Below are 21,813 nucleotides of genomic sequence, written 5' to 3' on the forward strand. Positions count from 1 at the left end.
GGGGGCGCGCAGCCGGGCGTCGGCCCGGGGGGCCGCTCACCCCACCAGCGCCGCCAGTGCGGCGGTCAGCTCGGCCCGGGTCCCGGCGGCGTACCCGACGACCAGGCCGGACGTGCCGGGTCCGTCCCGGTGGTAGTCGGCCAGCCCGCGCACGGCGACGCCCCGCCGGGCGGCCGCGGCGATCGCGGCCCGCTCCCCCTCGGGCGGGCGGAGCACGAGGTGTGCCCCGGCCGGGTCCCCCTGCGCGGCCCAGCCCGCCGTGCGGGCGGCGTCCAGGACCAGGGCCCGCCGCTCTCGGAGCTCGCGGCGCAGCCGTCGCAGGTGCCGGGACAGGTCGCCGTGTGCGGCGAGCGCGGTGAGGACCAGCTGCCCCGCGGGCGACGGCCGGGTGCCGGTCCGGGCGCGCAGGTCCCGCCACGCGTCGACGACGGCGGGCGGCGCGACCGCCCAGCCGACCCCGAGCGTCGGGCTGAGGATCTTGCTCGCGGTGCCCAGGTGCACGACGTGGCCGGGTGCGAGGGCGGCGAGCAGGGGCAGCGGGGCGACGTCGTAGCGGAGCTCGCCGTCGTAGTCGTCCTCGATGACCAGGAAGTCCTCGGCGCGGGCGCGCCCGACCAGGGCGACCCGGCGGGCGGCGGACAGGCGCACCGCGGTCGGGAACTGGTGCGCGGGCGTGGTGTAGACCGCCGCGCAGCCGGCCGGGACGGCGTCGACGACCAGGCCGTCGTCGTCCACGGGTACGCCGACGACCCGCAGCCCGGCCGCCAGCAGCGCGGTGACCGCGCGCGGGTAGCCCGGCTCCTCGACGGCGACGGTCGCGCCTGCCGGCAGCAGCCGGGCCAGCTCGGCGACGGCGGCGGAGGTCCCGGCGGTGGTCAGCACGGTGTCCGCGGGCGGGGTGAGGCCGCGGTGGCGCAGCAGGTGGCCGGTGACGGCGTCGTGGAACGCGGGCAGCCCGTCGGCGCGGGGCCGGTCGTCCGGGGGCGGATCGGCGGCGGCCCGCCAGGCGCGGCGCCACATCGCGGGGTCCAGCGCCGCGACGCACGGCCGCCCCGGGTCCAGCACCGACGGCTCGGCCTGCGGCGGGGGCCCGGCGGGCGCGGCCGGGCCCGTGGGGGCGGGCCCGGGGACCGCGGTCACGAACGTCCCCGCTCCGACCCGGCCGGTGACCCAGCCCTCGGCGAGCAGCTGGTCGTAGGCCGCGGCGGTGACCGTCCGGCTCACCCGCAGCGTCGTCGCGAGCCCGCGGGTCGACGGCAGCCGGTCGCCGGGCCGTAGTGCCCCGCCGGCGGCCGCGGCGCGCAGGCCGTCGGCGAGCTGGACCGCCAGCGGCGTCGCCCCGGAGCGGTCGAGGACGATCGGGAGATCCTGCACAGTGGCCTTTCGTTCACGAGCGGAAGTGGCCGTTCCAGGATGCCACTGCCGACGGCCATCCTCGGGAGGTGACGCTCTCCCCCACCACCCGCAGCACCCTGGGCCGCATGCGCGACCGGGCCGCCGTCGACCGCTCCGACCTGCACGCGGTCCTCGACGACGGCCTCGTCGCCCACCTGGGCTTCGTCCGCGACGGCGCGCCCGTCGTCCTCCCGACCGCCTACGGCCGCGACGGCGACACGCTCTACCTGCACGGCTCGTCCGGGGCCCGCTACCTGGCCGGGGACACGCTGCCGTGCTGCGTGACCGTGACCCACCTCGACGGCATCGTGCACGCCCGCGCACTGATGCACTTCTCGATGAACTACCGCAGCGCGGTCGTCCACGGCGACGCCCGCCGCGTCACCGGGGACGACGAACGTCTGCACGCGCTGCGGGTGATCGTCGAGCACCTCACCCCGGGCGCGTGGGACCACGCCCGCCGCCCGGACCGCCGGGAGCTGGCCGCCACCGCGGTGTTCGCGCTCGATCTGACCGAGGCCAGCGTGAAGAGCCGCTCCGGGCCGCCGTCCGACGACGAGGCCGACGTCGCGGCCGGTCTCGCCTGGGCCGGCGTGGTGCCGCTGCGGACCGTCGCCGGGCCTCCGGAAACCGCCCCTGACCTGCACGGACACCAGTCGGTTCCGGACCACGTGCGCGACCGTCGTCACACCGGAGGGTGACGTAGCCTCGGGGGTTCCGACGCAGCCCTCACCGCCCCCGAGGAGGACTCGTGACCCCCGTCGTGCTGCCCGACGTACCCCTGCAGAACGTGACCCTGATACCGGACTGCGTGCAGGACGCCGGTTCGTGGTGCGCCACGCTCTACCGCTGGACCAGCAACGACTTCCTGGCCCAGCACGCGGACACCCTGGTCAGCAGGACCGTGGCGATCACCGTGATCGTCGTGGTCGCGGTGCTGTTCCGGTGGCTGGCGCACCGGGCGATCGCGCGGATGGTCGACGGCGCCACCAACGGCCGGTTCACCGCGCTGGTGGGCCGGGCCCGCCGGCTGCGTCCGGGTGGCGGCGCCGCCGTCGCGCCGGCGGCGGACCCGGGCACCCAGCGACGGGCGCAGCGGGCACGCACGATCGGCTCGGTGCTGCGCTCGATCGTCTCGGCGGTCGTGCTGCTCGTCGCGGTGATGATGGTGATGAACGAGCTCGGCTACCCGCTGGGCCCGCTGCTGGCCGGTGCCGGGGTGATCGGGCTCGCCATCGGTTTCGGTGCGCAGAACCTGGTGCGCGACTTCCTGTCCGGCATGTTCATGCTGCTGGAGGACCAGTACGGCGTCGGTGACGTCGTCGACGTCGGGGAGGCCGTCGGCACCGTCGAGGCGGTCGGCCTGCGGATCACCACGATCCGCGACATCAAGGGCACCGTCTGGTACGTCCGCAACGGCGAGATCCTGCGCGTGGGCAACATGAGCCAGGGCTACGCGGTCGCGGTGGTCGACCTGCCGATCGCGCACCACGCCGACGTCGAGGAGGCCACCGAGCTGGCCGGGAGCACCGCCACCGAGCGCGCCTCCCAGGACGACATCGCCGGTGACGTGCTGGAGGCCCCCGAGGTGCTCGGCGTCGACAAGATCGGCCCGGAGGGCGTCACGCTGCGGATCACCGTGCGGGTCAGCCCCGGCCGGCAGTGGGCGGTGCAGCGCGCGCTCAACGGCGCGATCACCGACGCCTTCGACGACCACGGCATCCCGCGGCCGATGGTCTTCCCCGGCGCGGCCTTCGACGGCCAGGCGCAGAAGCAGAACTGACGACTCCTGGGAGACTGGTCGGCGTGAGTGCACCGCAGAACTTCTACGCCGAGGTGGGTGGCGCCCCGGTCTTCCACCGGATCGTCCACCGGTTCTACGAGGAGGTCGCCCGGGACGAGGTGTTGCGGCCGCTGTACCCGGAGGAGGACCTCGGCCCGGCCGAGGACCGCCTGCGGCTGTTCCTGGAGCAGTACTGGGGCGGCCCGCGGACCTACTCCGACCAGCGCGGCCACCCCCGGCTCCGGATGCGGCACGTGCCGTTCAAGATCGGCCCGATCGAGCGCGACGCCTGGCTGCGCTGCATGCGGATCGCCGTCGACGAGGAGAACCTCTCCCCGGAGCACCGCGAGCAGCTGTGGAACTACCTGCAGTACGCCGCGGTGAGCATGCAGAACTCCGAGTTCTGACCCGAGTAGGGGCATTACCACACAGTGTGATCGTTAGCCCGTCCGTCCGGCGGCCATTCGAGTGGCATTCGGGCGCTTTACGGGTTGATCCAGCGCTGAACGTGACCGAACGCGTCCGGTCTCGTTGGACGGGACGCCGCCCCGGCACGTCGGGCGGCTCGTAGTCACCCGTCTTGGGGGTTCATCGTGAGCGTCTCTCCCTCGCTGTCCGGTCCGCATCGGCACGAGCCGGTCAACGGGTCGTCGCGGCACGCGCACCGCAGCGGCGACTCCGGGGCCCACCCCGACCGCCACGAGGGCGAGGACGGCTCCTGGTTCACCGTCGTGCTGCGCGGCTACGACCGCGGCGAGGTCGACACCCGGCTGGCCGAGCTCGACCACCGCATCCACGACGAGATCCGCCGCGCGGACGCCGCCGAGCAGTCGCTGTCCGCGGCCCGCGCGCAGGTCCGGCGGCTGCAGGAGCAGCTGGAGAACGACTCCGCCGCCCGGGCCGGTGAGGAGCGCCGCGCCGAGGAGGCCGGCTTCGGCCGCCGCGTCGAGCGCGTCCTGCAGGCCGCCGAGCAGGAGGCGGCCGAGCTGCGCGAGCGTGCGGCCGACGAGGCCGCGGAGATCGTGGAGCGCGCCCGCCGCGAGGCCGAGGACCGTCGTTCCCGCACCGAGGAGGCGCTGCTCGGCCGCGCCGCCACCCTGGACCGCGAGTTCACCTCCCGCAGCAGCACCCTCGACGACCGCGAGCACGACGCCGACCGCCGCGAGCGCGACCTCGCCGAGCGGGAGCGCACCGTGTCCGACCGGCTGTCCGGTGTCCACACCGAGGCCGAGCGCATCCTCGCCGACGCCCGCTCCGACGCCGAGCAGACGCTGTCCACCGCCCGCGCCGAGGCCGCCGCACTGCTGCGCGACGCCGAGCAGGGCGCCGGGGAGCGACGGTCGGCGGTCGTGCGCGACGTCGAGCGGCTGGCCGCGCTGCGCGACGACGTCCGGGACGAGCTGACCCGGGTGCAGCGCACCCTCGCCGAGGAGCTGGACCGTGAGCCGGTCTCCGCCGCCCTCGACGACGCCCTGTTCGGCCCCGCGCCCGTCTCCCTGCCGCCGGTCTCCCCGTCGCCCATCTCCCTGCCGCCCGTCTCCCTGCCGCCCGTCTCCCGGCCGCCCTCGACCTCGACGTCCTCGAGCCTCTCCTCGTCGTCCTCGGCGCCGGCGTCGGACGAGGGTTCGATCGCCTCGGTGTCGGAGCTCGGCAGCAGGCCGTCGGCCGACGCCGCCGGCTCCCGCTCCGAGGCCGGCGGTCCCGCCGAGGACGAGGACGCGGACGCGCCCGCCACCGGTTCCCTGCTCCTCGGTCCCGGGCACCGCCCGGCCGAGGAGGACCCCGACAGCACCACCGTCGGCCGCATCCCGCCGATCTCGCTCACCTCGATCGGGGTCCTCCCGTTCGGTGACCTCGGAACGGGGCGTGACCAGCCCCGGACCATGACGGACGTCGCAGGTGGGACGACCAGGACGGGCCGGGGGGCCACCCGGGGTCCGGGCCCGGGGCGACGCTCGCGATAATCGAATCGTTATGTGCACCCGACCGCCGCAGAACGCATGACGTCGGCGCCCGGTCACCCGGGCCCCGACGACCGCTCCCCCCGGCGTGCCGACGGCCCGCCGGACCCCGAACCGAACCCCGACGGGCTCGGCGAGGCGATCCGGACCGGCCGCGTGCCGGTGGTCCCCGGCTCCCTGGTCGACCTGGTCATGCGGTCCGGCTCGGGCGAGGAACCGGAGCCGGAGGCCACGTCCGAGGACGACGGCGCCCGGCGCGAGCCGACCCCGACCGGGTTCACCGAACTGGTGTCCCGCGAACGGGGTCCCGCGCCCGCCCCACGTCCCACCCCGGGTCCGCGGCCCGCCGCCCCCGAACCGTCGTCGAATGCGGGTGACTACGCCGATCTCGGCGACCTCGGCGACGACCCGCTGGGCGTCGGGCCGCTGCCCGACGAGCCCGGCGACGACGGTCTCGATCCCCTGCACACCCCGGCGGACCGCTTCGCGCCGCCGCCGTCGTTCGCGCCGGGCACACCGGGCGGGACGACACCGCCCGCGACCGGCGGCGCCCCGACCGCGCCCCGCCCCGGCCCGGCCGACGCCACTCCGGCGTCGTCGCGGCCGGACTCGGCGGACGGCGGCCCGTCGTCACCCCGGCCCGGCCCGGCGGACGCCATTCCGGCGGCTCCCCGGTCCGGCTCGTCGGACGTCTCCCCGTCGGCTCCCGTGTCCGACGCAGCGGGCGCCGTCCCGTCGGCGCCCCGGCCGGACTCCACGCCGACGGGGCGTCCCGGCCCCGGCGCCGGTGCGAGCCGGCCCGACCCCGCCGCCACCCCGGCGGAGGGCGGTCGTCGCACCGATGCCGGTCCCGGGCCGGACGGTGTCCCGGTGACCGCACCCGCACCGACCGTCGTCCCGCCGATCGCGCCCACCCCGCGCCCGCTCGGCGACGGCACCCGCTCCACCACCGGCTCCACCCCGGACCAGGACGCCACTCCGTCGCCCTCGGCCGGGGACGCCACGGAGTCCGGCGGCACCGGCTCCGGCGACGCGGACCGGGACACCGCGGGACAGCACACCGCCAAGCGGTGGCCGCCGCGCCCGGCGCGCAACGGCGCCGACGGCCCGGAGACCGACATCCTGCCGCCCGGCGCGCTGATCGGGCACTACCCGAGCGCGGACCCCTCCGACGACCGGACCGAGCAGCCGCCCGCGCGGCCCTCGACCCCGCCGTCCGGGAACCGTCCGACGATGCCCGGTCGCAGGCCTCCCGCACCCGCGGGCCCGGAGCAGCGTCCGGTGCGTCGTCCGGCGATGGGTGGGGCCCCGTCCGGTCCGGCGATGGCCGGGCTGTCGGGCAACGACCTGTTCGCCACCGCCGGCGGTGACTCGGGCAGCGGCTTCGGCCGGCTCCCGGGCCGTGCCGACACCGCGGCCTCCGCACCCGACACCGACGGGTCCACCCCCGACGACGTCGACCGTGACGACACCCCTCGTGACGACACCGCCGGTGAGGGTCCCGCCCGTGAGGGTTCCGCCCGGGACGACTCCTTCCGGGACGACTCCTTCCGGGACGACTCCTTCCGGGACGACTCCTTCCGGGACGACTCCTTCCGGGACGACTCCTTCCGGGACGACTCCTTCCGGGACGACTCCTTCCGGGACGGCGACGCTCCCCGGGGCACCGACCCGGGCCCGGACGGCGGTCCGGGTTCCTCCGTCGGCGGGCCGTCCGCGTGGGACCGGGACGCACCGGCGTGGGACGCCGGCCGCCCGCCCACGGGCGACGCCGCACCGTCCCGCAACGGCGCGTTCCCGACGCCGGGGTCGTACGGCGACACGCCGTCGCGCTCCGGGTCGGCCGCGGCCCCGGGCCGCGCAGCCGCTGCGTTCTCCGGACCGGCGCGGACCGGGGCGTTCCCCGCCCCCGGCACGGGCCCGGACGAGCGGCCCGGCGGACCGGGCACGGACGGGTACCCGGCCGGTCGGCCCGACGGGCAGGGCACCGGGGTGTTCCCCACCGGCCGACCCGGCGGACCGGGCACCGGCGCGTTTCCCACCGACCGGCCCGCGGGACAGGGCACCGGGGCGTTCCCGGCCGACCGACCCGGCGGACCGGGCACCGGAGCATTCCCCACCGACCGACCCGGCGGACCGGGCACCGGCGCGTTTCCCACCGACCGGCCCGCGGGACAGGGCACCGGCGCGTTCCCGACCGACCGCTCCGGTGGTCCGGGCACGGGGGCGTACCCCGTCGACCGCCCCGGCGGGCAGGGCTCCGGTCCGTCTCCGACCGACCGGCCCGGCGCCCACCCGTCGAACGGCGCCCCCGGCGCCCGTTCCTGGGCCCCCGCCCCGGACCGCCCGGGGCCCGGAGGACCGGACGGACGGCCCGCACCGCGACCGGACGCCCCGTCCGAGAACGAGACCACCGTGGTCCTGCGGCCCGTCGGCACCGACGGCGAGCCGCCCACGCTGCAGGGCCTCACCCCGGTCACCGGACACCCGGACGCCCCGGCGACGGACGACACGGCCGGCCCGTCGGACCCGGACCGGCCGGACGCCTCGACGACCAGCCGCAACGCCGCCGCCGCGGCCTCGATCGGGGCCGTCTCGGTGGCCGCCGCCCGTGCCGCGTCCGGCCGGGACGGCACGGTCAGCGACACCGGTCCGGGCACCGCGGTCCAGCCCGCGGCCGCGGAGGCCGCCGCCCACGCCGCGGTGACCGGTGAGAAGCCGCCGGTCACCCCGCGCCGCGAGGCGATCATGTCGGCGAAGCCGCGCAACGGGCGTCGCAGCCCGTCCGCGGCCGGGCTCGCGATCGCGCTGGCGATCGTGCTGCTCGGTGCGCTGACGCTGTGGGCGATGCTGTCGCCCAGCCAGTCCGACCCGGGCGCGAACGCGACCCGGCCCGCCGTCTCGGCCGGTCCGGGCACGGGGCCGCGTCCGGACGCGGTCGCCGCCGGGGCGAGCCTGGCGCAGCCGACGGTGCGGGCGACCGTGCCCGTCGGCGGCGCCCCGGTCGCCGTCGCGGCCGCCCCGGACGGCGCGACGGCCCTCGTCGCGGTCCGCGACGCGAACCGGCTCGCGGTCGTCGACACCGCGACCGACGCGGTCACCGGGGAGATCGAGCTCCCGGCCGCCCCGCAGGGCGTGGTGACCTCCCCGGACGGCACCCGCGCCTACGTCAGCACCGCCGGTCAGGGCGGCGGGCAGATCGCCGTCGTCGACGTGCCGGGGCGGAGCGTCGTCTCGACCGCCGCCGTCGGCAGGGACCCGGCCGCGGCCGCGGTGTCCCCCGACGGCCGGTTCCTCTACGTGCCGTCCCGCGCGGACGCCACCGTGCAGGAGCTCGACCCGAACGCGGGCACCGTCACCCGGACCGTGCCGGTGTCCCGCGACCCCTACGCGAGCGCCACGAACGACGCGGGCGACCGCGTCTACCTCGCCACCCGCGGCGCCGACCAGCTCACCGTCCTCGACCCGGACAGCCTCACCGTGCTCGGCAGCTTCCCGGTGCGCGGCGGCGCGGAGTCCCTGGCCGTCAGCCCCGCGTCGGTTCCGCGGACCGTGGTCGCGGTCGGCGGTCCGGAGTCCGGCACCGTGACCGTCCTGGACCCCGCCGACGGCCGCGAGATCGCGACCGTGCAGGTCGACGGCGGCGCCACCGGCATGGCCTTCGCCCCCGACGGCCGCCACCTCTACGTCGCGACCCGGCAGGGTCTCGTCACCGTCGACACCGGGACCTGGCAGGTCACCGGTACCACCGACGTCGCCCCGAACCCGACCGCCGTCGCGGTCGCCCCCGACGGCCGCACCGGCTGGGTCACCGGCGACGGCGCGGTCAGCGTGCTGAACCTGAGCTGAGCCGTCCCCGGCTGCGGGCCCGGTCCGTCAGCGCGCGACCGACAGCGGCAGCGACACCACGCGCCGCTTCACCACCGCCCCGTACCGGGCGTCGAGCCGCATCCACGACCCCGACGCGGACACCCGTACCCGCGGACCGTCGGTCTCCTGCGGCGCCGAGCCGAGGAACCCCATCCCGGACATCGCGAACAGCACCCGCATCGGCACGGTCACCGGGCGGCCCGCGTCCGGCGGGGACACCGTCAGCACCGTCTGGTCCAGCAGCGACGCCGGCGGTCCCATCGGGCCCGCGTGCTCCCGGGCCAGTGCCAGCCCCCGGTCGGCGAGCTCGTCGAGCTCCGCGGCGGGGACGTCGTCGACCCGGGACCAGCCGTCGTCGGGCGGGAGCTCGTCGAGCCACGGCGCGGGCCGGCCGGGGTCGACCGCGGCGGAGCGGTCGACGGCCAGCGCCGTCAGCAGCGTCGACGCCTGCGCGGTGACCGGCAGTGCCGGGTCGAGCTCCCCGGCCACCGACCGGGTCACGAGCACGTCGAACGGGGTGCGGGCCCACGCGGTGACCCGGCCGGCACCGGCGGTGAGCCGGATCGCGGCGGTCTGGTCGAGCCGGGCGACGCGCGCGGTGAACGCGCCGAGGTCGTCGCGCTCGGTCGCGTCCGCCAGTCGCAGGGTCACGACACGTCTCCCAGGTGGCGCTTGAGGAAGTCCCGCTCGTCGGCGGTGAGCCGGCGGACCCGGTCCGCCTCGAGGTCGTAGAGGGCCATCCGGGTCCAGGCGGTGACCGCGACCGGGTCGTCCGCGCCGGGCCCGTCGTGCAGGGCGTAGTCGAGGACGAACGACGCGGCCCGCAGCTCCCGCACGGTGATCGCACACCGCAGCGGCTCGGGCCGCCACGGCAGCTGCCGCTTGTACTCCACGTGCAGCCCGGCGACGAGCAGCCCGGAGGAGAACCCGGCGAGCCCCTCCCGCCCGGCGGCGGTGAAGGCCAGCGCGACGCGGGCCTCCTCGATGAGCGTGACTATCCGGGCGTGGTTGACGTGCCGGTAGGCGTCCTGGTCGGTCCAGCGCAGCGGGACCTCGGCGACGAAGGCGGTCACGGGGAGCTCCTACCGGGCCAGTCCGCGCAGCTGACGCGAGATCACCGACAGGGTCGCGAGGTCCAGCGACGCCGACGCCCCGATCTCCTCCAGCGCACTGCGGGCGCGCGCGAGCTTCGAGGAGTTCGCCTGCTCCCAGGCGGCGATCGCGTCGTCGACACCCGTGCCGGGCGGGGTCTCGCGCAGCGCGTCGAGGGTGATCGAGCGCAGCGACCCGTAGAGGTCGTCACGCAGTGCGAGCCGCGCCAGCGCGTGCCAGCGGTCCCCGCGGTCGAGCCGGGACACCGCGGTCAGCGCCTGGTCGACGCCGAGGTGCTCGGACAGCGCGTAGTACAGGCGGGCCACCTCGGCGCCGGGCCGCGGCTCGGCCTCGCGGTCGGACAGCTCCACCAGCTCGACGACGTCGAGCAGCCCGTAGGCGTAGAGCGACAGCGCGGCCGACTCCACCATCTCCTCGGGCACCCCGCAGGCGCGCAGCTCCGCGGCACGTTCCTGCACCGCGTCGAGCTCGCGGCCCTGCAGCAGCTCGGGCAGCCGGGCCCGCAGCTCCGCGATGGGGCCGGCGAACCGGTTGACCTCCGCGCCGACGGCGAGCGGCTGCGGCCGGTTGGTCAGGAACCAGCGCGACACCCGGTCGAGCAGCCGCCGCGACTCCAGCACCACCGCGTCGGCGATCGGGACGGGGACCTCGGCCCGGCGGACGGCCTCCCAGAGCGCAGGCAGCCCGAACACGCGGGTGGTGACGGTGTAGGCGCGCAGCACGTCGTCGGGGCCCGCGGAGATCTCCTCGCCCAGCCGGAATGCGTAACTGATCCCGGCGCCGTCGACCATGTCGTTGACCAGCGACGTCCCGATGATCTCGCGACGCAGCGGGTGGTTGCGCACGGCGTGGTCGAAGCGCTCCCGCAGCGGGTGCGGGAAGTAGCCGGGCAGCGTCGGCGCGAACGCCGGCAGGTCGGGCAGGTCGGTCTGCAGCAGCCGGTGGGTCAGGTCGAGCTTGGTGTGGGCGAGCAACGTCGCCAACTCGGGGCCGGTGAGGCCGAGACCGTCGGCGGCCAGGCGGGCGAACCCCGCCTCGTCGGGCAGGACCTCCAGCGTGCGGTCGAGCCCGGTGCGCCCGGCGAGGTCGGTGACCATCCGGGCGTGCACGCCGACCATGCCCGGGGCGTGGGCGCGCGCGACGCCGAGCACCTCGTTCTGCGCGACGTTGTCGGCGAGCACGAGGGCGGACACCTCGTCGGTCATCGACGCGAGCAGCTCGTTGCGGGCGTCGCGGTCCAGGGAGCCGTCCGCGACCGGGCGGTCCAGCAGGATCTTGATGTTGACCTCGTGGTCGGAGCAGTCGACGCCCGCGGAGTTGTCGATGGCGTCGGTATTGACCCGGCCGCCGGCGCCGTCCGGGCCGCCGAGGCGGGCGAACTCGATCCGCCCGCGCTGGGTGAGCCCGAGGTTGCCGCCCTCCCCGACGACGCGCACCCGCAGTGCGCGGCCGTCGACCCGGATGGCGTCGTTGGCCTTGTCCCCCACCTCGCCGTCGGTCTCGCCGGACGCCTTGACGTAGGTGCCGATGCCGCCGTTCCACAGCAGGTCGGCGGGGGCGAGCAGGATCGCGTGGATCAGCTCGGGCGGGGACATCGCGGTGACCGTGTCGGCCAGCCCGAGCGCGGCCCGGATCTCCGGCCCGACCGGCACCTTCTTCGCCGTCCGCGGCCACACCCCGCCACCGGCGCTGATCAGGGAGGTGTCGTAGTCGGCCCACGAGCTGCGGGGCAGCTCGAAGAGCCTGCGACGCTCGGCGTAGGAGGTCGCGGCGTCCGGGGTCGGGTCGACGAACACGTGCCGGTGGTCGAACGCGGCGACGAGCCGGATGTGCTCCGACAGCAGCATCCCGTTGCCGAACACGTCGCCGGACATGTCGCCGACGCCGACGACGGTGAACTCCTCGCGCTGGGTGTCGACGCCCAGCTCGCGGAAGTGCCGCTTGACCGACTCCCACGCGCCGCGGGCGGTGATGCCCATGGCCTTGTGGTCGTAGCCGACCGAGCCGCCGGAGGCGAACGCGTCGCCCAGCCAGAAGCCGTAGGACTCGGCGACGGAGTTGGCCAGGTCGGAGAACGTGGCGGTGCCCTTGTCCGCGGCGACGACGAGGTAGGAGTCGTCGCCGTCGTGACGCACCACGTCGGTGGGCGGCAGCGTCTCGGTGGCGCCGTCGGCGTGGGTCAGCAGGTTGTCGGTGATGTCGAGCAGCCCGGAGATGAAGGTCCGGTAGCAGTCGCGGACGTGCTCGGGCGCCGGTCCGGGCCTGCGCACGACGAACCCGCCCTTCGCCCCGACCGGGACGATGACGGCGTTCTTCACCGCCTGGGCCTTCACCAGGCCGAGCACCTCGGTGCGGTAGTCCTGCTGGCGGTCGGAGAAGCGCAGACCGCCGCGGGCGACCGGGCCGAACCGCAGGTGCACGCCCTCCACCGCGGGCGAGTACACGAAGATCTCGAACCGCGGGCGGGGCAGCGGCATGTCCGGCACGGCGGCCGGGTCCAGCTTGAAGGAGAAGAACGGGCGGCCCCGGAACCAGTTGGTCCGCAGCGTCGCCTCGATGACCGCGAGCAGGCCTCGCAGGATGCGGTCGGCGTCGAGACCGGAGACCTGGTCGATCAGGGTGGTGACGTTCTCCAGGGCCCGCTGGTGGGCGGCCTCGCGCTCGTCGGCGTCGGTGGTGGCCGGGTCGAACCGGGCCCGGAACAGGGTGATCAGACCCTGCGCGACCTGCGGGTGCGCGACCAGGACGCCGGCCGTGTACTGCAGGGTGAACAGCCCGCCGAGCTGGCGGGTGTAGCGGCTGTAGGCCCGCAGGACGGCGGCCTCGCGCCAGTGCAGACCGGCCCGCAGGACGAGCGCGGAGAACCGGTCGGACTCGGCGTCGCCCCGCCAGGCCGCGGCGAACGCCTCCTCGAAGCGACGACCGGCGTCCTCGACGGTGACAGTGGGGACCGCGGGGGCACCGGCGGGCTGCGGGGGCCGGAGCCCGAAGTCGTAGAGCCAGCAGCGACGGCCGTCGGGGCGGCGGAACTCGTAGGGCCGCTCGTCGACGACCTCGACGTCGAGCTGCTGCAGCAGCGGCAGCACACCGGTGAGGGTGACCGGGTCGTCGCCGACGTAGAGCGCGAACCGGATGTCGCCCTCGATGCTGCGGTACAGCCGCAGGTCGAACGCGTCCTCGCCCTTCTCCCCCAGCGTCATCAGCCGCCGCAGGTCCTCGACGGCGCGCAGCGGGGTCACCGTCGCCTTGTAGGACTCGGGGACTCCGGCCAGCATCGGCCGGGCGGCGGGCCCGGCGTCGCCGAGCGCGGCGACGAGCAGGTCGTCCCAGGTCCGGGTCGCCTCGGCGACGTGGTCCTGCAGCTCGGCCAGGTCCACCGTGGCCGGCTCGGCGCCGGGGTCGGTGGTGATCGTCAGGTGCAGCAGCGCCAGCTCGACGTCGCCGACCTGGGCGGTGTAGCTGACGTCGGTGCCGCCGAGCCGGGTGCGCAGGATGTCGGTGATCCGCAGCCGGGTCGCGGTCGTGTAGCGGTCACGCGGCAGGTAGACCAGGCAGGACAGGAAGCGGCGGTAGGGGTCGGGGTGCACGAACAGCCGCACCGCGCGGCGGGCGCCCGCCTCCAGTACGCCGACGGCGGTGTCGTGCAGCCGCTCCTGCGACGAGGTGAACAGCTCCGCGCGCGGCAGCTGGGAGAACACCTCGAGCATCTGCTGCCCGGAGTAGGAGTCGGCCGGGAAGCCCGCGCGCCGGATGGCGCCACGGATGCGGCGGGCGACGACCGGGATGTCCAGGACCGACTCGTGCCGGGCCGGGACGGTCAGCATCCCGAGGAAGCGGTGCTCGCCGGTGACGGTCCCGTCGGCGTCGCGGGTGCGGACACCCACGTAGTACGGGTGCACCGCGCGCAGCACCCGGCTGCGCTCGCTGGCGCGGGTGAACAGGAGCAGGCCCGCGGGGTCGGCGGCGCCGGTCTCCTCGGGGAGGAAGACGTTCGCGCCGGCGTCGCCGGGGCGCAGCACGCCGAGACCGGTGTCGGTGTCGGGCCGCAGCCGCCCGTCCGGGTCGCCCCCGCTGTCGGTGCGCCGGGAGTAGTGGCGGTAGCCGACGAAGACGAAGTGGTCGTCGACCAGCCAGCGCAGCAGGTCCGCGACCTCGGCCGGGTGCACGTCCCCCTCGTCGGCGTCGGCGGCCGTGGCGGCACCGGTGCCGGAGAGGTCGTCGGCGAGGGCGCGGGCGCGCAGGGTCATCGCGGCGGTGTCGTCGACGACCTGCCGGACCGCGGCGAGCGTGTGCTCCAGCTCGGCGTGCAGCGCGTCGGGGTCGAGATCCCCGGAGGACACGACGTCGACGTGCATCCACGACTCGACCGAGGCCCCCTCGGTGGGGTCGGTCGGGTCGGCGGCGGTGTCGACGCCGGTCAGCGTGCCGTCGGCGGCGCGGTGCACGACCAGGATCGGGTGCACGACGCGCCGCGCGGTGCCGCCGGCCCGGCCGATCCCGGCGAGCGCCGACTCGACGATGTAGGGCATGTCGTCGGTGACGATGTCGACCGTCACCGCGTCTCCCCCGGCGGCGGCCACCCGGACGGCGGCCCGGCCGGGTTCGCGGTGCGCACCGAGCGCGAGATGGGTGTCGACGACGGTCGCCGGCCCGGGCAGCTCCGCGCCGCCGGTCGCGTCGGTCTCGGGGGTGTGCCGGGCGTAGAGACGGACGAGGTCCGCGGCGGCACCGCTCCCGGGGCGGGGATCACCGCCCGGCCCGTCGGTGCTCGTGGTGTTCCCGGTCTGCCCCGTCGTCCCGCTGCTCACGATCCACTCCGGCCCCGTGCGTGTGCTGACGGCCGTCACCCTATCCCGAGGTACCGACACCATCGGCGGACCGGGACGGCCGCGTCCGCGACGACCGGGCGAGCGGTTCCCGGCGGCCGGTCAGATCTCGCGGTAGGCCGCGAGGGCCCCGGCGAGGAGATCGGCGAGGCCCATGTCCTCGGGGATGCCGGCGGGGTCGGACGGGGCCGGCGTGGCCGGGGCGCCCGGTGTGCCGTCGGCCGGTGACGACGTCGTCCCGGGGGCGTCGGCAGCGCTGTCCTGCCGTCCGGTCGTCACGGGTGACGCGCCGTCCCGCGTTCCGGCCGGGGTAGGTGCGTCGTCGCGCGGGGGCCCGGTCGACGGCTCGTCCCTCGTGGCCGGGCCGTCCTCCCGGTCCGCGGCGTCCGACGGCACCGATCCGTCCGCGGGGACCGCTCGGCGGGAGCGGGCCCGTCGGGTCGCGGGACCGGCGCCCGGCGTCCGGCGTCCGCCTGCGTCCGGTCGGTTCCCGCCGGGTCGGTTCCCGCCGGGTCGTACGTCCGTCGTCGGAGTGTGGACGGCCCCGGTCGCCGGTTCGTCGTCGCCGCTCGCGGCAGCGTCACCGCGCGCGAAAGCGTCACCGCGCGCGGCAGCGTCGCCGGTCGCGGCAGCGTCGCCGGTCGCGGCAGCGTCGCCGGTCGCGGCAGCATCGCCAGTCGCGGCAGCATCGCCGGTCGCGGCAGCATCGCCGGGCGTCGGGGCGAAGACGGCCGCTGCGCCCCGCACCACGGTCGGTCCGGTCGCGGTACGCAACGTCCAGGTCCCCGCGCCCACGCCACTGCCGTCGGGCTCGCCGGACGCACGGTGGCCGGCGACCCGGGCGGACGTGGTCCCGCCCCCGTCGAACAGACCGGCGGTCCCGCCGTGTCCGTCATCGGCCGGTGGGGTGGTGTCCCGCCCACGACGACGCGGCAGCGCGGACTCCCCCGCTCCGTCGTCGACCCCGGACCACCGCACCGGCAGCCCGGAACGTTCACGGGCCGGGCCGTCGTAGCGGGAGGCGGCGCCGTCCGGCCCGAGGAGGTCGAGGTGGGCCCGGACCGCCTCGGCGAGGCGCCGATCCGGCTCCGGGGGCAGCGCGAACCGGGTGTCCAACGGGTCCGGCACCGACATGGGGTCCGCCGGGGCGGAACCGCCCCACACCTGCGCCCGCTCATCGCTCGCCGGTCCGGTGGGGTCGCCGCCCGCAGCGCCGCGGGCCCCGTCTCGGGCCTCCTCGCGGGCGGAGGGGTGCGGCTCGGCGAGGTGTCCGGGGCCACGATCCCGGGCACCGGAGTCGCGGGCGGCCGGGCTCCGGACGGTCCGGTCGTGGGCCGCCGGGTCCCGGACGGCTCCGTCGGAGCGCCGCCGCCCGCCGCTCCCGGGCCGCACGGTGAGACCGACGGCGCTCAACGACGCCGTCCCGTCGCCGGCGGCCCGTCGCCGCCCGCCCCGGGCCGCGCGCTCGCCGGACAGGTCCAGCGGCGTCGCCAGCGCCGGCCCCGCGACCGGCTCCGGGGCGGCCGACGGCTCACCGGCACCCGACCCCGCGTCCCCGGTCTGCGCGGCGCCGGAGTGCCCACCGACCCGGGCCGAGGGCGCCTCAGGGAGGGGCGCCGGCGTGTCCGGCCCGGTCAGCTCGGTGACGATCTCGTCGCCCTCGACACCGTGCGGTCCGACGGCCTGCATCCGCAGGGACGTCCCCGCCGGCAGCCCGCCCCGGCGCACGCGACCGCCGAGGTGCGTCGCGAGCGACCGTGCCCAGAGCAGGACGGTGACGTGGTCGACGTCGGGCAGGGTGACCCGCACCGTGTCGTCGTCGCGACGTGTGGTCCCGGACGGCGGAACCAACCGGCGGGCCCGGGTGACCACGTCGTGCAGGGCCCCCACCGCCGCCGTACCGGTGACGGTCTCGAGGTCGCCGTCGACGAGGTCGAGGACGATCGACCGCTCCGCCGGACCGGGTGGACCCGTCGGGGCCGCGGGGGCGGTCGGTGCCGCTGCCGGGCCGCTGTCCGGGACACGGGCCGCGGCGCGCGCGCTCGCCCGACCGGACCTCGGGTCGGCCTCGGCGAGGGTCGACTCGCCCGCAGCCCGCTCGGCGACGACGGCCGGCTCGTCCACAGCCCGCTCGGCCTCGACGGCCGGCTCATTCGCAGCCCGCTCGGCGGCGACGGCCGGCTCCGGAGCGGGAGCCCCGTTCCGGTGACCGTCGACGGGGCCTGGCCCGGCTGCCGGGTCGGCCCCGTCGCCGTCGCCGGACCGGTGGGCCCCGTCGTGCCGCGCTCCGTTCCGCGGAACGACGTCAGCCGGGCCGTGGGACCCGTTGCGGTGCGTGGCCGCAGGCGGCTCGGGGGCGCGCCACTCGGCCAGGAGGGCGTCGGCGAGCGGCGAACCGCCTGCCGCGTCGGGGGTCCACGACGGCCCGGTCCACGACGGGTCCCGGGGTGCCATTGGTGCCGGCCCGTCCGCGAGGAGCCCGGAGACGCCCAGCGGGTCGGCGGGGTCGATGCCCGCGGGTCGTCGACCTCCGGTGTCCGTCGTGTCGTCCGACGCCCGGTCAAACGATCCTGCGGCGCCCGTCGTGTCCGACGTACCGGTGGTCCCTGTGGTGTGGGTCGTGCCCGGCGTACCGGTCGCCGACGACGCATCCGTCGTGAGGCCGGCCTCGCCGGGACGGTGACCGTTCCGGTTCGCGCCGGTGGACCGCTCCACGGTGCGGTCGGCGGGCGACGGGTCGGCGGTTGCGGCACCGTTCGTCGTGCCGGGGCCCAAGAGCAGGCTCTCCGACGGCGCCCAGCGCACCGGGAAGCGTCCGGCCGCGGGGAGGTCGTTCGCCGGACGGCCGTTCGTGGCCCCGGCTCCCGTGGCGCCGTCGTCCCCGTCCCCGGCTCCGGCTCCGGCTCCGGCTCCGGCTCCGGCTCCGGCTCCGCGACCGTCCCTGCTCACCGTGGCGGAGGACCGGTCGGCCCGTGGCCGATCGTCGGTCGGGCGATCGTGCTCGGGCTCGGTGTGGCCGGTTCCGGCGGGGCGGTCGGTCCCGGCACCGACCGTGCGTTCCTCGACGGGCGTCCGGGCGGGAGGGTCGTCTCCGCCTCGCTGGTCCCCGCCGGAGGACGACTCCGCACCGCCGGAGCGGGACGCGGCGAACCCCGGTTCCGGCGTACCGCGACCGACGCTGTCCCGGGTACCGACACCGGGCCCGCCCGTCGGAGCACCGGCGACGGCGCCTCCGGTCGCAGCCGGACGCTCGGCGGGTACGGCCGGCGCTCCGCCCGTGCGCGGGAACGGGGTGGGTCGCTCGGCGGTGCTGGTGCGGACGGCGGCGAGCGGCAGTAACGCCGCCACCGCGGCGCGGAAGCGCGTCCCGCGGTCGCGATCGACCTGGTCGGCCTCCATCGCGGCCCGCATCGTCTCGAGGGCCTCGCGGTACCTGCCCGAGCCCTCGTGCAGCTCGGACTGGGCGGTTCGGCAGGCTGCAACCAGCGCGGAAACGCCCGCCTGTTCGGCGCCGTCGGCGGCCTCGACCAGGGCGCGGGCTGCGTGGTCCGCGCGCCCCGCCTGCACCCGGGCGAGCGTGAGCCGCAGCAGCACGCCCTGACGACCGGCGTCCCCGGCGTCGCGCTGCACGGCGGCCGCGGCGACCGCGTCGGGCGGGACGTGCCCGGAGTCGAGCAGCGCAGTGATCCACTGGCTGAGCAGTGCCGCGGCGAGGTGGGTCGACAGCGGGCGGGACCCGGGCCGTTCCGGTGTCCATCCGAGCTGGGCCAGGCCGCGCAGCGCGCGGTCCACGGCGGCGTCGTGTTCGCGCCGGGCCCGGTGCACCGACCCGACGACGAGGTCCGCGTACGCCGCGGGTTCGCCACCGAAGCCGGACCCGCAGGCGTCGACGTCGCTGCGCAGCCGTTCGAGCTCGGCGGCGGAGGCGCCGGCGAGTGCGCAGCGCACCTCGACCGCGAGCCGGTCGAGGCGCAGCAGCCCCTGGTCCTCCCCCGGGGCGTCGTCCGGCAGTCCGACGACGAGTGCCCGAGCCGCCTCGAGCTCCCCGTCGGCCTGGGCGACCCCGGCCAGCTCCACCCGCAGACGGGCGCCCTCGGGACGGGTGAGGACCTCGGTGCCGGGCGCGCGGAGGGGCACGGGGACCGTGCTGTCACCCGGGTTGACATGACCGGTCACCCCGGCGACGACGGCGGTGGCGACGTCGCGGGCGTCCCCACCCGCGGCGTGGCCGTCGAGCAGCCAGCCCGCGGCCTGCAGCCAGCGCAGATCGTCACCTTCTGCGACGGCTCGCGCGCACGCCTGCTCCGCCAGTTCCGCGGTGAGCAGGGGCCGCTGCCAGCGCAGGGCCGCCGCCGTGCGCAGTTCGGCCGTCGTCGCGCCGGCGGCCCGACCTCCCAGGTCGAACGTCACATCGCCTCCCCTGAGTGACACCACCGTCCGGACCTCCCGAGGGAGCCGGTCACCCGTCGCCGGGGCCGGCCCGACCGGATGGGGAGGTCCGGACCGGGCGGTGATCAGTCGCGGGTGAGCTTACGGTGGGTGACCCGGTGCGGTCGCGCCGCCTCCGCGCCGAGGCGCTCCACCTTGTTCTTCTCGTACGCCTCGAAGTTGCCCTCGAACCAGAACCACTCGGCCGGGTTCTCGTCCGTGCCCTCCCACGCCAGGATGTGCGTGCAGGTCCGGTCGAGGAACCAGCGGTCGTGGGAGATGACCACGGCGCAGCCGGGGAACTGCTCGAGCGCGTTCTCCAGCGAACCGAGGGTCTCGACGTCCAGGTCGTTCGTCGGCTCGTCGAGCAGGATCAGGTTGCCGCCCTGCTTGAGCGTCAGCGCCAGGTTGAGGCGGTTGCGCTCACCACCGGACAGGACCCCGGCCGGCTTCTGCTGGTCCGGGCCCTTGAAGCCGAACGCCGCGACGTAGGCGCGCGACGGCATCTCGGTGTTGCCGACCTGGATGTAGTCGAGCCCGTCGGAGACCACCTCGAAGACGGTCTTCTTCGGGTCGATCCCGCCGCGGTTCTGGTCGACGTACGACAGCTTGACCGTGTCGCCGATCTTGACCTCGCCGGAGTCCGGGTGCTCCAGACCGACGATCGTCTTGAACAGCGTCGTCTTACCGACACCGTTCGGACCGATCACGCCGACGATGCCGTTGCGCGGCAGCGTGAAGGAGAGGTCCTTGATCAGCTGGCGGCCGTCGAAGCCCTTGTCGAGGTGGGAGACCTCGACGACCTGGCTGCCCAGGCGCGGGCCCGGCGGAATCTGGATCTCCTCGAAGTCGAGCTTCTTGTGCCGCTCGGCCTCGGTCGCCATCTCCTCGTAGCGGTCGAGCCGCGAGCGGCTCTTCGCCTGGCGGGCCTTCGGGTTGGAGCGGACCCAGGCCAGCTCCTCCTTCAGGCGCTTCTGGAGCTTCTGGTCCTTCTTGCCCTGGACGGCGAGGCGCTCGCCCTTCTTCTCCAGGTAGGTGGAGTAGTTGCCCTCGTAGGGGAAGGTGCGTCCGCGGTCGAGCTCGAGGATCCAGCCTGCGACGTTGTCCAGGAAGTACCGGTCGTGGGTGACCGCGAGGACGGCGCCCGGGTAGCTCGCGAGGAACTGCTCGAGCCACAGGACGCTCTCGGCGTCGAGGTGGTTGGTGGGCTCGTCGAGCAGGAGCAGATCGGGCTGGGACAGCAGAAGCTTGCACAGCGCGACGCGCCGGCGCTCACCACCGGAGAGGTGGGTGACCTCGGCGTCCCCGGGCGGGCAACGCAGTGCGTCCATCGCCTGCTCGAGCTGGGAGTCGATCTCCCACGCGTCGGCGTGGTCGAGCTCCTCCTGGAGCTGGCCCATCTCCTCCATCAGCTCGTCGGTGTAGTTGGTCGCCATCTCCTCGGCGATCGCGTTGTACCGGTCGAGCTTGACCTTCACGTCGCCGAGGCCCTCCTCGACGTTCCCGAGGACGGTCTTCTCCTCGTTGAGCGGGGGCTCCTGCTGGAGGATGCCGACCGTCGCCCCGGGCTTGAGGAAGGCGTCGCCGTTGTTCGCGTTCTCCAGCCCTGCCATGATCTTGAGGACGGTCGACTTCCCGGCGCCGTTGGGGCCCACGACGCCGATCTTCGCCCCCGGCAGGAAGCTGATCGACGCGTTCTCCAGGATGACCTTGTCGCCGTGCGCCTTACGCACGTTCCGCATCGTGTAAATCAGATCCGCCACGATGCGATGGTAGATCGGGCCCGCTCAGCCGCTCGAGGCCGGTGCGGTCGCCAGCCTCGCGAGCTCGTCGAGCTCCGCACTCTCGACCTCGTCCGGGGCGTCGTCGTACCCGTCGTGGTCCGGCTCTTCGGTGGGCGGGGTGCCCCATCGCATGGCGGCGTCGTCGGTGCCCCGGGCCTGCGGCACCGACGGCCCCTGTGACACCGACGGCCGGGGCGCGACGGCCGCCGGGGAGAAGCGGATGTCGAGCCCGACGCTGGACGGCTCGATCCGGATGCTCTGCCGCACGTCGCCCTCCCGGCCCGTCCACTCCTCGACGTACATCCGGCCGATGACGATGACGCGGTGCCCCTTCTCGAACGTCCGCACCGCGTGCTCGGCCAGGGTCCGCCAGCACGTCACCGTGTAGTAGGTGCACGCGACGTCGTGCCACTGCTCGGTCATCGGGTCCTTGCGACGGTGGTTGACCGCGACCGTCAGGTCCGTGACCGGGATGCTGTTCGCGGTGTAGCGCAGGACGGGGGTGCGGGTCAGGTTGCCGACGATGGTGGCGGTGTTGTCGCTCATCGGATCCTCCGAGGCTCTGGGGTGCGTTGTCCCCATGAGCTTCACCCGCCCACGCCCCGTCGACGGGGTCACGTCAGAGCCTGTGGACAACCGTGCCCGTTGGGGAT

General features: G+C 76.0%; 12 protein-coding genes. 5 read left to right on the forward strand and 7 right to left on the reverse strand.

Annotation, left to right across the window (positions count from 1 at the left end; all coding sequences use genetic code 11):
* Positions 1 to 36 precede the first annotated feature (36 nt).
* Positions 37 to 1,374, reverse strand: a complete 1,338-nt coding sequence (gene pdxR / locus DMP17_RS19445; protein WP_226366014.1) for a MocR-like pyridoxine biosynthesis transcription factor PdxR — start codon at positions 1,372 to 1,374, stop codon at positions 37 to 39.
* Positions 1,375 to 1,481: 107 nt separating this feature from the next.
* Between pdxR and DMP17_RS19450 the strand changes: the two genes are divergently transcribed.
* The 5 genes from DMP17_RS19450 to DMP17_RS19470 all read left to right on the forward strand — a co-directional run bounded on the left by DMP17_RS19450 (position 1,482) and on the right by DMP17_RS19470 (position 8,988).
* A complete protein-coding gene (locus DMP17_RS19450; RefSeq protein ID WP_255655939.1) occupies positions 1,482 to 2,096 on the forward strand; it encodes a pyridoxamine 5'-phosphate oxidase family protein in 615 nt (204 codons plus the stop codon).
* 50 nt (positions 2,097 to 2,146) lie between these two features.
* Positions 2,147 to 3,178 carry a mechanosensitive ion channel family protein gene (locus tag DMP17_RS19455; RefSeq protein ID WP_226355688.1) on the forward strand — a complete coding sequence of 344 codons (1,032 nt, stop codon included), beginning with the start codon at positions 2,147 to 2,149 and terminating at the stop codon, positions 3,176 to 3,178.
* Positions 3,179 to 3,201: 23 nt separating this feature from the next.
* Positions 3,202 to 3,585: a globin gene (locus DMP17_RS19460; RefSeq protein WP_062400907.1), complete on the forward strand. Its 384-nt coding sequence runs from the start codon at positions 3,202 to 3,204 to the stop codon at positions 3,583 to 3,585.
* 186 nt (positions 3,586 to 3,771) lie between these two features.
* Complete coding sequence (locus DMP17_RS19465) at positions 3,772 to 5,142, forward strand: hypothetical protein (RefSeq protein ID WP_337830245.1); 1,371 nt, start codon at positions 3,772 to 3,774, stop codon at positions 5,140 to 5,142.
* A 12-nt stretch (positions 5,143 to 5,154) separates the two neighbouring features.
* On the forward strand, positions 5,155 to 8,988 hold the full coding sequence (locus DMP17_RS19470) for a hypothetical protein (RefSeq protein ID WP_337830246.1): 3,834 nt from the start codon (positions 5,155 to 5,157) through the stop codon (positions 8,986 to 8,988).
* 27 nt (positions 8,989 to 9,015) lie between these two features.
* Here DMP17_RS19470 and DMP17_RS19475 read toward each other — a convergent pair whose 3' ends face one another.
* The 6 genes from DMP17_RS19475 to DMP17_RS19500 all read right to left on the reverse strand — a co-directional run bounded on the left by DMP17_RS19475 (position 9,016) and on the right by DMP17_RS19500 (position 21,706).
* On the reverse strand, positions 9,016 to 9,660 hold the full coding sequence (locus DMP17_RS19475; protein WP_337830247.1) for a hypothetical protein: 645 nt from the start codon (positions 9,658 to 9,660) through the stop codon (positions 9,016 to 9,018).
* Positions 9,657 to 10,082: an acyl-CoA thioesterase gene (locus DMP17_RS19480; protein WP_226366018.1), complete on the reverse strand. Its 426-nt coding sequence runs from the start codon at positions 10,080 to 10,082 to the stop codon at positions 9,657 to 9,659. The genes DMP17_RS19475 and DMP17_RS19480 overlap by 4 nt, the downstream gene beginning before the upstream one ends.
* A gap of 9 nt (positions 10,083 to 10,091) precedes the next feature.
* The gene (locus DMP17_RS19485) at positions 10,092 to 14,993 is read right to left on the reverse strand and encodes an NAD-glutamate dehydrogenase (RefSeq protein WP_443217896.1); all 4,902 of its coding nucleotides are present in this window, start codon (positions 14,991 to 14,993) and stop codon (positions 10,092 to 10,094) included.
* Positions 14,994 to 15,050: 57 nt separating this feature from the next.
* On the reverse strand, positions 15,051 to 19,358 hold the full coding sequence (locus DMP17_RS19490; RefSeq protein WP_337830249.1) for a hypothetical protein: 4,308 nt from the start codon (positions 19,356 to 19,358) through the stop codon (positions 15,051 to 15,053).
* A 104-nt stretch (positions 19,359 to 19,462) separates the two neighbouring features.
* On the reverse strand, positions 19,463 to 21,139 hold the full coding sequence (gene ettA, locus DMP17_RS19495; protein ID WP_226355681.1) for an energy-dependent translational throttle protein EttA: 1,677 nt from the start codon (positions 21,137 to 21,139) through the stop codon (positions 19,463 to 19,465).
* 24 nt (positions 21,140 to 21,163) lie between these two features.
* Positions 21,164 to 21,706, reverse strand: coding sequence for a single-stranded DNA-binding protein (locus DMP17_RS19500; protein ID WP_226355680.1), 543 nt, complete (start codon positions 21,704 to 21,706; stop codon positions 21,164 to 21,166).
* Positions 21,707 to 21,813: the final 107 nt, after the last annotated feature.

It is taken from the genome of Pseudonocardia sp. TMWB2A (assembly GCF_017312135.1).

What these genes read in the sequence shown, in the direction of transcription:
- DMP17_RS19450 (WP_255655939.1), top strand. Translation starts at nt 1,482, where the DNA reads ATGCGCGACCGGGCCGCCGTCGACCGCTCCGACCTGCACGCGGTCCTC.
- DMP17_RS19485 (WP_443217896.1), bottom strand. Translation starts at nt 14,993, where the DNA reads ATGGTGTCGGTACCTCGGGATAGGGTGACGGCCGTCAGCACACGCACG.
- DMP17_RS19500 (WP_226355680.1), bottom strand. Translation starts at nt 21,706, where the DNA reads ATGAGCGACAACACCGCCACCATCGTCGGCAACCTGACCCGCACCCCC.